10 protein-coding genes are annotated in these 12618 nt (G+C 37.3%); 8 read left to right on the forward strand and 2 right to left on the reverse strand.

Annotated features, from left to right (window positions below):
* Nucleotides 1–42 precede the first annotated feature (42 nt).
* The 4 genes from QME45_00250 (at nt 43) to hflX (ending at nt 5476) form a co-directional block, all read left to right on the forward strand.
* On the forward strand, nt 43–594 hold the full coding sequence (locus tag QME45_00250; GenBank protein ID MDI6617090.1) for an ADP-ribose-binding protein: 552 nt from the start codon (nt 43–45) through the stop codon (nt 592–594).
* 27 nt (nt 595–621) lie between these two features.
* On the forward strand, nt 622–1779 hold the full coding sequence (locus QME45_00255) for a glycosyl hydrolase family 28-related protein (protein MDI6617091.1): 1158 nt from the start codon (nt 622–624) through the stop codon (nt 1777–1779).
* A 401-nt stretch (nt 1780–2180) separates the two neighbouring features.
* Nucleotides 2181–3479 carry a D-alanyl-D-alanine carboxypeptidase family protein gene (locus QME45_00260; protein ID MDI6617092.1) on the forward strand — a complete coding sequence of 433 codons (1299 nt, stop codon included), beginning with the start codon at nt 2181–2183 and terminating at the stop codon, nt 3477–3479.
* Nucleotides 3480–4213: 734 nt separating this feature from the next.
* Nucleotides 4214–5476 carry a GTPase HflX gene (hflX, locus tag QME45_00265; protein ID MDI6617093.1) on the forward strand — a complete coding sequence of 421 codons (1263 nt, stop codon included), beginning with the start codon at nt 4214–4216 and terminating at the stop codon, nt 5474–5476.
* A 47-nt stretch (nt 5477–5523) separates the two neighbouring features.
* Here the strand turns inward: hflX and QME45_00270 are convergent, their stop codons facing one another.
* Both QME45_00270 and QME45_00275 read right to left on the reverse strand, forming a co-directional pair.
* Nucleotides 5524–6726, reverse strand: coding sequence for an MFS transporter (locus QME45_00270; protein ID MDI6617094.1), 1203 nt, complete (start codon nt 6724–6726; stop codon nt 5524–5526).
* 5 nt (nt 6727–6731) lie between these two features.
* Nucleotides 6732–7577 (reverse strand): AraC family transcriptional regulator, encoded by an 846-nt coding sequence (locus QME45_00275; protein MDI6617095.1) that lies wholly within the window; start codon nt 7575–7577, stop codon nt 6732–6734.
* A 266-nt stretch (nt 7578–7843) separates the two neighbouring features.
* Here QME45_00275 and QME45_00280 point away from each other — a divergent pair, with 266 nt between their 5' ends.
* The 4 genes from QME45_00280 to QME45_00295 all read left to right on the forward strand — a co-directional run bounded on the left by QME45_00280 (nt 7844) and on the right by QME45_00295 (nt 12530).
* On the forward strand, nt 7844–9157 hold the full coding sequence (locus tag QME45_00280) for an alpha-glucosidase/alpha-galactosidase (GenBank protein MDI6617096.1): 1314 nt from the start codon (nt 7844–7846) through the stop codon (nt 9155–9157).
* A gap of 167 nt (nt 9158–9324) precedes the next feature.
* Nucleotides 9325–10605, forward strand: a complete 1281-nt coding sequence (locus QME45_00285) for a sugar ABC transporter substrate-binding protein (GenBank protein ID MDI6617097.1) — start codon at nt 9325–9327, stop codon at nt 10603–10605.
* Between the two features lie 185 nt (nt 10606–10790).
* A complete protein-coding gene (locus tag QME45_00290) occupies nt 10791–11684 on the forward strand; it encodes a sugar ABC transporter permease (protein ID MDI6617098.1) in 894 nt (297 codons plus the stop codon).
* A gap of 18 nt (nt 11685–11702) precedes the next feature.
* Nucleotides 11703–12530, forward strand: coding sequence for a carbohydrate ABC transporter permease (locus QME45_00295; protein ID MDI6617099.1), 828 nt, complete (start codon nt 11703–11705; stop codon nt 12528–12530).
* The last annotated feature ends 88 nt before the right edge of the window (nt 12531–12618 follow it).

Below are 12618 nucleotides of genomic sequence, written 5' to 3' on the forward strand. Positions count from 1 at the left end.
AAAAATCATATTTACATCAAATGCATAGAAAGGGGTCTTGTTATGTTCATATCGCATTTAGATAAGATTACCATAGTGAAGGGCGATATTACAGAGGAAAACGTCGATGCTATTGTCAACGCGGCAAACAGCGGCCTTATGGGTGGCGGCGGAGTAGATGGCGCCATACATTTGGCAGGCGGAAGGCAGATACTTGAGGAATGCAGGGCTATTATAAAAAAAATAGGCAGATTAAAAACAGGTGAAGCTGTTATCACATCAGGCGGAAAGCTAAAGGCAAGGTATGTCATTCACACAGTAGGTCCTGTATGGCATGGAGGAGGAAACAACGAAAAATCTCTTTTGTCCAATTCATACAGAAACAGCTTAAGGATAGCTTCGGAAAACGGAGTGAAAACTATAGCTTTCTCGTGCATCAGTACGGGGGTATATGGGTTCCCGAAGGAATTGGCGGCACAAATTGCGTATGACACGGTTAAAGAGAGCCTCAAGGAATATACCTCGATAGAGGAAGTCAGGTTTGTATGCTTTGATGATTATAATTACAAATTGTATTTGAATTTGCTTGATAATGATGCAGAAAATGGAATATAGCTAAATTACAGATAGGGAGAGGACTTTATGGAGAGCGTAAATGTCAGGGATTTTGGGGCCTTGGGAGATGGAATAAAGGATGATAAAGCTGCGATTCAGGCTGCACTCGATAGTGGTTGCCCGGCCATCTATATACCGGACGGCACATATCGTATCTGCGGCACCTTGAAGATAGGTTCACACAGCCATATTTTCGCCGGACCTTCCGCAAGGTTGGTCGTTTCTTCTTCTTTTCCTAAAAGGCGCGGTGATTTTCTTATAAGCAACAGTGATCCGGGAAATGGCAATATAGATATTTCGATCAAGGGCGGGATTTGGGACGGCAATTTTGATGGCAAAAACAATACGAAAGATAAGGATTTATTCAATCCAAATGCGAGTTCGGGAGCCACAATGAACTTCGTGAATGTCAAGGGTTTGGTTTTACAGGATTTAACGGTGGCAAATTCGGTAACATACTATATCAGGATGTGCAGGCTTGACGATTTCAGAATAAGCGGGATCGGTTTTTCTGCAAAAAGGCTGGCATTTAACCAGGACGGGTTGCATTTTGCCGGAGGCTGTAGAAACGGCGTTGTGGAGAATATCAAGGCGATTACTTATGGAGAAACAAATGACGACATGATTGCTCTTAACGCGGACGATTCCGTAGAGAGGATTGAGAATCTTGATCTTATCTGCGATTGCATAGAGAATATATCATTCAAAAATATTTATGCCGATAATTGTTATACTGCCATACGGATGTTAAGTATACATAATTCAATCCGAAATATTATATTTGAAGACATATATGCCGGATGCCGCACATATGCAATAAATATGGATGCTGCGAGGTATTGCCGTACGCCGTTATTTGATGAAAAGGAATTTCAGGAGGGTGTGGGCTGCATCGATAATGTCAATATAAAAAATTTAAAGATATACTCAACGAATCCCAAAAGTCATGAACCCCTAATCTGCGGCGAAACTCTGGCGGATCATTTTTCAATCGAAAATATGGAACGGCTTTATGATAAAGATGCAAATCCGGATTTACCGACTGCCAAGATAAAAAATGTTTCGGGTACGACTGTCGATTATAAAACGGGTGACAAGCTAAAGAGCATATTCCTTAATAAACATAACGATTGTATTATTATAAACGACGAGATTACAGGTCTCTACATAAATCGTAAAAAATGAAACATTTTGTCGCCTTTTCGTCTGCCGTATTCATTGGGTGCATATAAAATATACACCTATATTCATCTTCAATTTGTAATTTGAAACCAGGCCCTGGCATAAATAGGATTATGCTATTTTGAACAACGAATGAGCATTATGAAAGTTTTGATAAGTTCTTGGCTTTGCTGCCGCAGATAATCCTTAGAGCTTTTGATTGTCTGAGTGAAACGAGTTTCAAAAGCTCTTAGATTATCAAGGTTGCTGGCCTTAGAACTTACAAATGGGTTTTAATTATAAGTTTAATTTGTAAGCTGACAGATGAAAGGGGATTTAAATTGACACGAAGCTTTGTAGGATTGACAGCATTATTTATACTATTGTTTTCACTCATAATCTTTTTTCCGCTAAGAGTCGTATATATGGTAAAAGCTGCTGATACATCGGATATAATCAATTTGGATGCAAGGGGAGCCATACTCATCGATCAGCGAAGTGGCAAGGTGTTATATCAAAAAAACGAAAACGAAAGGCTGTATCCGGCAAGTACCACTAAAATATTAACTGCTCTGGTTGCCCTTGAAAATGGCGACTTGGATGATACTGTAACAGTCGGCAAAGAGGTGCTTATGGTACCATGGGATTCAAGCAAGGCTTACCTCAAAGTAGGTGAGCAGATTACATTAAGAGAACTTCTGATGGGGCTTATGCTTCCCTCGGGCAATGACGCGGCCGATACTATTGCTGTATATATAGGCCGCAAGGCGGCCGGTGATATGTCACTTGACGAGACTAAAGCTATGGACAAGTTTGTTGAGCTTATGAATAAGAGGGCAAAGGAGGCCGGAGCTACCGGTTCACATTTTGTAAATCCCCATGGTTACCATGACGAGAATCATTATGTTACTCCCCACGATCTTGCTCTCATTGCAAGAGAAGCCATGAAAAATGAATACTTCAGGAAAGTAGTAAGTACCTGTAAATATAATGTGGAAGGGGAAAATGTCGTTGACAACGGTCAGGTGCAGGAAAGCGTAGATCACACATGGATAAATAGCAACGAGCTTATAAACAAATCCGGCAAGGATTATTATGAATATGCTACAGGGATTAAAACCGGATATACTACCCCTGCCGGACAATGCGTCGTGTCTTCCGCTTCAAAGGATGGCATGGATCTTATCGCGGTAATTATGGATTCATCCAGCCAGGGGCGATGGGCAGATTCGAAAAGACTTTTAGAATACGGATTCCAGAGTTTTGAAAGTTATAAAGGGGCCGATAAAGATGAGGCTATATCAACATTAAAGGTGGACAATCATTCATCGAGTAGTCCCGAAAGTTTGGTTGCGGTATCCGGCGAGAATTTTATAGATATATTAAGGAAAGAAGAAGCAGAAAAAATTGAAAAGAGTATAGTCTGGAATAAAGATCTCATATTCTCTCTGGATGGGGAAAGAGATAAGATAAAGCTTTTATCTTCTGTAAAGGCCGGAGATGTTATAGGAAAAGAGATATTCACATTAGATGGCAGCGTGCTTAAAGAGATAAATCTTAAGGCAAAGGAAGGTGTGAAAAAACAGGGTATCATGAGTAACAGTATTGTCAGCTTTTTTGCAGGAGTCATATGCGGGGCTGTGGGCATTTTGATAATGCTGAGGAGGATTGCAAAGAAGAGAAGAAGGCTAAGCAGATACGGATACAGAGATTTTAATCTTTAGCCTTGAATCTGGCAAATAAAATATTCTGGCAAAACTTTCATAATGCTCAGTCGTTGCTTAAAATAGCATAATCATATTTATGCCTGATTTCGAATTACGAATTGAAGCCTATGTTAAATTTTGCTTGATTGTAAGTTTGGAATATGATAATATGGAACCAATAAATAGAAAGTGAGGTCAAGGTGGAAATCATGTTCATCAGATTCCGTTATTTAGCTTAAGGAATAACTAAATAAAATAGGGCGATATGCATAAAATAGCATGTATTTTTTGTTTTGCCTTATTTCGAAATCTCTGTAATGAACATTCATGTACACTTTGATATATTTTATAAATATAAGTATGAACGCTCGTGACTTCAGTCATGAGAAGTTTAAAAGCATAGATATGTTTCCGATATTTATAGTGAGTTGAGTTAGAAGTCCCGATGGGGTAAATTTCAACCGGCGTTATCGGTATATTTATAATAGTATATAGGACTGCAGATGAGTTACATTCGTTTGCAGCCTTTTTGTATTGAATTGAGTTGCAGGGATTGTAAAATTAATTTTTAAGTATTGAGGAGGATTATTAAAATGATTATAAAGTGCGGCGTCCACAGCAAAAAACTAAGGGCTTAACGTGCGGTTCATGACACAGTATTTCATATGGCTGGGAGAAACCTTTAAATATGGGAACGAAAAGTCATGATTCCGTAACGGCAAAAATGGCGATATTTAAAGGAGAGATTAATTATGCAAAAAAAAGAAACTGCGCTTTTAATAGGTGTAAATATAAACAATCAGCCCCGTTTCAAAGAGTCGATGGAGGAGCTGAAAAACCTGGCAGTTGCCTGTGAATTGGAAGTCGTAGGCAGTATGGAACAAAACTTGAAATCGATAAATCCAGTTTTTTGTATCGGTTCGGGTAAGGTTAAGGAGGTCTCGTCGTTAGCAGATGAGACTGAGGCTGAGGTCTTGATTTTTAACAATGAACTTTCACCGCTCCAATTGCGAAACCTTGAGAAAGAATTGGAATGCAGAGTTATAGACAGGACGTATCTGATATTGGAGATATTTGCAAAACGTGCCAGGACGAGGGAGGCTAAACTTCAGGTTGAAGTGGCCCGCCTTCAGTATATGCTTCCAAGGCTTATAGGATCCAACGAATCCTTGGGACGGCAAAGAGGAGGGATTGGCACTAAAAACAGGGGGGCAGGAGAGACAAAACTGGAGACTGACCGGAGAAAAATTCAGGCGAGGATACTTGAACTGAATAATGAGCTGGAGCTTTTAGAAAATGAGCATAAAATACAGCGTAAGCTAAGATATGAGTCGGAATTGCCTTCAATTGCGTTGGTAGGCTATACAAATTCAGGCAAATCGACCATTATGAATGCCATGGTCGATATGTTCAGAAAATCCGAAGCTAAAAAAGTACTAGAAAAGGATATGCTGTTTGCAACACTGGACACTACTGTCAGAAGGATTACGCTTTCCAATAAAAGGACCTTCCTGTTGGCTGACACTGTTGGTTTTGTAAGCAATCTGCCTCATAACCTGATTAAAGCATTTCGCTCAACATTGGAAGAAGTGTGTGAAGCGGATTTATTGATCCATGTCGTTGATATTTCAAATCCCCATTATAAGGAGCAGATTGATGTTACCATGAAAACTCTAAAAGAAATCGGAGCAGAAAACATACCTGTCATATACGCTTACAACAAAATAGACCTTGTTGATTTTGATATTCCTCACGATCGATGCGACTGCGTATATATTTCAGCTAAACTTAAAAAAGGAATGGATAAAATGGTAGATCTGATTTGCAGCAAGGTTTTTAGGGAATATGTGCAGTGCAAAATGCTCATACCTTATGACAGGGGAGATATTTTTTCATATCTGAATGAAAATTATGATGTGAAATCTATCGCTTATAAAGACAAAGGGACGTTGATAGACTTAGAATGCAGACAGGTAGATTATAAAAAATATCAGCAATATGTGAGTACAAATTAGCATACGGGTTTAAACATGGCAAGATAGGCATAAAATCCATTTTATGCCTATCTTACTTTTTTATTGAGCAGCATAAACAGTCCGCCTGTAACAGCAACCGGCACTGTAAAGAAAAATGCTGCGTTCCAACTATACTCTTGAACTATGGCTCCGAAGAGAGTCGGTCCCACAACAAAGCCGATATTTTGTCCCATGCATATAAGCCCCATGGCGATACCACTTTTTGAGATGTTATCTATTACTTCAGTGGCGGCTGCAAAAGCACATACAGGCAGTATAGGCGGGATAAAGCCTAATATAATGATAAGAAGTATGAATGAAGATGTTGGTATAAATGGGATAAGTGCAAACAAGCTGGCACTTACTATAAGGCATACTCCACCAAGCACACGCCTTGAACCTAGCTTGTCTGATATAATTCCGGCAATCAAAGAAGAAATTGTTCCTAAAAAACAAGTAATGCTGACCAGACTCGATGCATACGCCATCTCGATGCTTCGCCTGTCGGAGAGATAAATGGGCAAAAACATCTGTATAATTGCATAGCTTATAACATAGAGGCCCATAGATATGAATAAATACCATAGGCTCCTGTTTTTAAGGACAGAGAAAGCATAAATATTTTGGGTATCGGATATTGGCATTGGAGATTGTTTTTGAGAGAAAGCATTTATTTTAAACATTAGCAAAATCCAGATAACAGCAAATATCGCAGTATAAAGTGTGGAAAACCGCCATACGCCTCTCCAGCCCTTAGAGATGATAATCTGTGGGGCAAGGTTATATGTAAGAACCTGACCGATACCGATATAGGAAGAAAAAAATCCCATTGCGATACCCCTTCTTCCGGGATTTACGGTTGTACTGATAATAGAAGGCCCGGCAACGGCTATGAGCGCCATTCCCATTCCTTCGATAATTCGGCTGATTAACAAAAGCGCGAAGGAATCTGAGTATGTGCCGATTATAGAACCTATCAATAAAGATAGCAGTGATACCAGTATGCATTTCCAGGGGCCGAATTTATGAATCAGCAGACCACCCGGCAATGCTAAAATAATACCCGTTAATGAGAACACAGATATAAGCATTCCTAGCTGTGTCTCTCCGATCTTGAAGTACTGCATTAGCTCGGGAGCAATAGGAGAAACCTTGTTAAGATTCAATGGTGCGGCGACGGCAGTTAATAGTAAAATAATTAAAACTAATACCATAGGAGTCTTGCTTTTGTTTTCAATTGTTTTGTTCATGATTGTTATCCTTTTCTTAAATTATTATCGCATGTTTTATTTTTATATTGTAAGGGTGTCATAGCTGTTTCTCTTTTAAAAATTCTAAAAAAATAGGATGGATATTTGAATCCTACAGAACGAGCGATTTCCTCAACTGACAGGTTTGTAGTTTTAATAAGTTCACAGGCCTTGGCAATCCTGTAGTTGATTATATATTGCTGGGGAGATATATTCGTCTGAAGTTTGAACAGCCTGAAAAGCTGTGAACGGTCGACGCCTATGAAGTCTGCCAGTTCTTGAATTGTCAGATCTCTGGAGTAGTTGCATTTGACATAGTTTATAGCTTTTTCCACATAATTTGCATTATTATGCTTTGATTTATTCTGAAATTTGTATTGTTTAATCAACTTGGATAAAAATATATAAAGATAACCGAGTGTTTCGATTTCCGGACAGTTTGGATCTTTTAATGTATAATACATCTTGCTTAATAGTTCTTTTATTACTTTATCGTCATTATGAAATATTATATTATTTGGGCCAAGGTTTGCCATTTCCAGAATTTTTTTGGCCTCCGTGCCGTAAAAACCGATCCAGTAATACTCCCATGGATTTTTCATGGAAGCTTTATACATGGTGCTTACAGAAGGGCAAATCAAAAATCCGTCTCCTTTTGAAAGTTCATATTTCCTTCCGCCGACATTATATTCCCCGCAGCCGCCGACTATATAATGGATCAGATAATGATCGCGGATTGCATAACCATAAGAATGTCCGGGATTACACTTTTCATGACCACATTGATAAACGTCTAATTCGAAAACAGTCTGTTCAGTAGAAGAATTCAAGCAATTATCTAGAACTTTCATTTTTTATATCACACTCCCTATGATATGTCTGCAACAATAATATAATTAATTTTAACTCTGAAAGGTATTTTTTTCAATTCATTTGCAAATTATATGTGATTATATGTGACATTTAAAATATCTAAAATTATTCAACAAGAGTATATAATCCTGCAACATCTGTTTATAGATTTTGTATCTTATTGCATTTATAATTAAGACATAATAGGTACAAAATTTTGAATATTAAATTATATATACAATTTCTGACAATGGAGGTTGAACGGATTATGAAAATAACATTTATAGGTGCTGGAAGCACTGTTTTTGCCAAGAATGTACTGGGGGATTGCATACTGACTCCAGAATTTGGAAAGTTCGATATAGCTCTTTTTGATATCGATAAACAACGCCTTGAAGATTCTAAGAATATGCTTGAAAATATCAATGCAAATGTTAAATCGGGAGCCCGCATTTATGCGACAATGGATAGAAGGGATGCATTGAAAGACGCCGATTTTGTTGTAAATGCCATTCAGGTTGGAGGATATGACCCGTGTACTATTACGGACTTTGAAGTCCCTAAAAAATACGGATTAAGGCAGACGATAGCAGATACATTGGGAATAGGCGGGATTTTCAGGGCACTGCGCACAATTCCTGTTATGGAAGGCATTGCAAAGGATATGGAGGAACTTTGCCCGAATGCATGGTTACTTAATTATGTAAATCCAATGGCCATGATTACCGGCTATATGCAAAGATTTACAGGGGTCAAAACTGTCGGCTTATGCCACAGCGTTCAGGCCTGCGTACCTGGTTTGCTTAAAACATTCAAGATGGAGGACAAACTTGAAGGCTGCAAATGGCAGATAGCAGGTATCAACCATCAGGCATGGCTGCTCAGCATACGCGATAAAAATAATGTCGATCTCTATCCTGAGATAAAGCGCAGAGCAGATAACAATAATGGTGAATACGATGATAAACATGACCTTGTAAGGATAGAAATGATGAGAAGATTTGGATATTACATTACCGAATCAAGCGAGCATACATCTGAATATACTCCATATTTTATAAAATCAAAATATCCTGAGCTTATTAAAAAATATAATATTCCGCTTGATGAATATCCGAGAAGATGCATTAATCAGATTTCCAACTGGCTGAAAATGCGTAAAGAGCTGGTGGAGAATAAAAACCTTAAGCACGAAAAGACCAGCGAATTTGCATCTTACATTATGAAAGCCATATATACAGGAGTTCCATATAGAATCCATGGGAATGTCATAAATAACGGTCTGATAACGAATTTGCCGTTTAATGCCTGCGTCGAAGTTCCCTGCTTAGTCGATGCAAACGGCATATCACCGTGCTATGTGGGAAATCTGCCTGAACAGTGTGCGGCGATTAATCGTACGAACATAAATGTACAGTTATTGACCATAGAGGCCGCAAGGACGCGCAAGAAAAAATATATTTATATGGCGGCCATGCTTGATCCCCATACGAGCTCCGAGCTCTCGATAGATGATATTCGCTCATTATGCGACGACTTAATAAAAGCACATGGCAATTGGCTTCCTGAGTTCAATTAATTTTGTTTATGCAGGTTGGTTACTATGTCAAGAAAAAGTACAGATTAAAATAAGCTAAGTTATCTTCAAATTGTACTATTTATATACTACCATCAAGTGTTGCTTGATTATAGTGAGTATGCAGATGCTTGCTAAATTAAATAATAAAAAAATGGGAGGTAGTTTAAGTGAGAAATGTTAAAAAGTTGTTGGTAATGGTTCTTTGTTTGACAATGATCTCAACATATCTTGTTGGATGCAGTAGTTCAGGATCGAAACAAGGATCAGGTGGAAAAACTACTATAACCTACGCTATATGGGATAAAAATCAGGAACCTGGTATGAAAGCAATGGCAGATCAGTTTATGAAAGAGAATCCTAATATTATTGTTAAGGTAGAAGTTACTTCTTGGGAGCAATATTGGACAAAACTTGAAGCTGCTGCAAAGGGCGGCTCCTTACCAGATGTGTTTTGGATGCATTCAAATAATTTTTTAAAGTATGCTAAGGGCAATATGCTGATGGATCTTACTGAAAAGATCGCTAACAGCAGTTTAGTTAAAAACAGCGATTTTCCTGAAGGACTTGTAAAGCTCTATACGTTGAACGGAAAACAATATGCAATTCCTAAAGATTATGATACTATAGGTTTGTGGTACAACAAGAAATTATTTGATGCAAAGGGCATTAAATATCCAGATGAAACATGGGATTGGAATAAATTACGAGAAGTTGCAAAGCAGTTAACGGATACTAAGGCCGGAGTTTGGGGCTTTTTATCGCCGGTGGATACCCAGGAAATTACCTATGATCTCATGTATCAGAATGGAGGATATCCAATTAGTGATGATAGGACAAAATCTGGCTATGATATGCCTGAATCCATTGCAGCTATTAAATTTGCAGTTGATCTTTCATTAGTCGATAAAGTATCACCAAAACAGACTCAATTCACAAATACATCAGCAGCACAATATTTTGAATCAGGTAAGGCTGCTATGGGTTACTTTGGATCATGGATGACCAGTGAATTTTTTGCAAATGATTACACTAAAAAGAATTGTGATGTAACAGTTTTACCAAAAGGTGTAAAACGGGCTTCTATATATAATGGACTTGGTAATGCCATATCGGCAAAGACAAAGCATCCGAATGAAGCTTGGAAGTTTGATGAGTATTTAGGAACAGAAGAAGCAAATAAGATTCAATCACAATATGGTTCTGCTATACCAGCTTATAAGAATATGACTGAAGGTTGGATAGAGCATTTCAAAGGTTTCAATGTCAAGGCTTATCCTGATATGTTAAGTTATGCAGTACTTTTTCCAAATAACTGGGAGGGAATGTCTACATTCTTCCAGCAGGAAACTGATGGTCTTAATGCAATTTATGGTGAAAAGACTACGGTTGAACAGGGAGCCAAAGATTTAGCAGCAAAGATGAATGCGGATATAGAAGCTACAAAATAATTATACTAAACAAAAATCTTGATAACAGTTGGCATACTTATACTAACTGTTATCAAGGTATTTATAGGGTAAAATTGTTGCTGTATCTCCATCACAGATAGGACTGACCTAAAATTTTTTTGAAAGGAGTAGGAGACGTGAAAAAATTAGCTACAAAAACAAAAATTAAGCCTGGTTCACAAAAAATGTCTAAACTAAGTAATAATAAAGTAGCGGATTATGCTTGGGGCTATTTCATGATTGCTCCCACTATAATTGGTCTAATTATATTGAATGTATGGCCTTTGATTCAAACAGCTTATTTAAGTCTTTGCAAATTTACAGGCTTTGATCAGCCGAAGTTTATAGGGTTAGGTAATTTTATAAAATTATTTCATGATAAAGAGGTAATACAGGCTGTTTATAATACTTTAGCTTATACTGTGATTGCAGTACCCATAGGAGTACTTCTGTCACTGATTATTGCAGTGCTTTTAAATTCGAACATTAAGGGGAAAACTGTTTATAGAACTCTTTATTTTCTGCCTGTTGTTTCCACTCCTGCTGCGGTAGCAATGGTATGGAAATGGCTGATGAATTATGATTATGGTTTAATAAATTATGTTCTTTCAAAGATAGGTATACATGGTCCTAACTGGATAAGTGATCCTCACTTTGTGCTTGCTTCTTTAATTATTGTTGGTATCTGGAGTAGTTTGGGGTACAATATGGTTATACTCCTTGCAGGACTTCAGGAAATTCCTACAACTTATTATGAGGCTGCCAGTATTGACGGTGCAGGTGCGGTAAAAAAGTTTTTCTCCATAACAATTCCGATGGTTTCACCTACTTTGTTCTTTGTCGTTATAACTACAATGATCAGTTCTTTACAGGTTTTTGACTTGATATTTATGATGATAGGCACATCAAATCCAGCATTGCCTAATGTTCAATCATTGGTTTTTCTTTTTTATAAATATTCATTTATGATTTACAATAAAGGATATGGTTCAGCTATTGCAATATTGTTATTTATAATCATAATGATATTCACATTGATTCAATTAAAATATCAGAAAAAATGGGTTCACTATGAATAAAGTATGGAAGGTGAAATAATGAATAGAGGTAAAATAAATTCAAAGATTATTATTCATGTCGTTTTGATAATAGGTTCATTTATTATGGTACTTCCATTTTTATGGATGTTTTTAACGTCAGTAAAAACTCTTTCAGAATCAATGCAGATGCCACCTATAATTATTCCTAAATCTTTTAGATGGCAAAATTATGTAGATGTATGGAACCTGCTTCCATTTGCTAAATTTTATATAAATACATTTGCCATGGTATTTTTTAGAATAGTTTTTGCTATAGTTTTCAGTTCAATGGCTGCCTATGCATTTGCAAGAATTAAATTTCCGGGCAGAGATATGTTGTTTATGATTGTTCTTATACAGATGATGATCCCTTCTCAGCTATTTGTTATACCTCAGTATTTACTTGTTTCAAAACTTGGCTGGCTTAATACAATAAAGGCGCTGGTAGTACCTGGTTTTGTCAGCGCATTTGGAACATTTTTGCTAAGACAGTTTTTCCTTACATTGCCAAGCGAACTTGAAGAGGCAGCCATATTGGATGGGTGTAATAGATGGCAGATATACTGGAAAATTGCAATGCCTCTTGCAAAGTCGGGAATGGCTGCTCTCGGTATATTTACTGCGCTGTTTGCATGGAAGGATTTGATGTGGCCTATGGTTGTCAATATGTCTATTGAAAAGATGCCTTTATCAGCAGGATTGGCAAGTCTTCAAGGACAATATTCCACAAACTATCCACAATTGATGGCGGGTTCTTTATATGCAATTATTCCGATGATTATACTATTTATTATATTTCAAAAGCAATTTATTCAGGGTATTGCAACAACTGGTTCTAAAAGTTAACATTATCTTTAAATTTTGGTGGATAATTAGAGCTAGTTTTTAGTTTGTCGGACACTAAAAAAATATCATATATTTATATTTAATAGTA

Source organism: Clostridiales bacterium (genome assembly GCA_030016385.1).
Taxonomy (GTDB): Bacteria; Bacillota; Clostridia; order Clostridiales; family Oxobacteraceae; genus JASEJN01.

Bases quoted from the DNA above. Each gene is read 5' to 3' on its own strand.
- QME45_00270 (MDI6617094.1), bottom strand. From the start codon at position 6,726: ATGAACAAAACAATTGAAAACAAAAGCAAGACTCCTATGGTATTAGTT.
- QME45_00290 (MDI6617098.1), top strand. From the start codon at position 10,791: ATGTCTAAACTAAGTAATAATAAAGTAGCGGATTATGCTTGGGGCTAT.
- QME45_00255 (MDI6617091.1), top strand. From the start codon at position 622: ATGGAGAGCGTAAATGTCAGGGATTTTGGGGCCTTGGGAGATGGAATA.
- hflX (MDI6617093.1), top strand. From the start codon at position 4,214: ATGCAAAAAAAAGAAACTGCGCTTTTAATAGGTGTAAATATAAACAAT.
- QME45_00250 (MDI6617090.1), top strand. From the start codon at position 43: ATGTTCATATCGCATTTAGATAAGATTACCATAGTGAAGGGCGATATT.
- QME45_00295 (MDI6617099.1), top strand. From the start codon at position 11,703: ATGAATAGAGGTAAAATAAATTCAAAGATTATTATTCATGTCGTTTTG.
- QME45_00275 (MDI6617095.1), bottom strand. From the start codon at position 7,577: ATGAAAGTTCTAGATAATTGCTTGAATTCTTCTACTGAACAGACTGTT.
- QME45_00260 (MDI6617092.1), top strand. From the start codon at position 2,181: ATGGTAAAAGCTGCTGATACATCGGATATAATCAATTTGGATGCAAGG.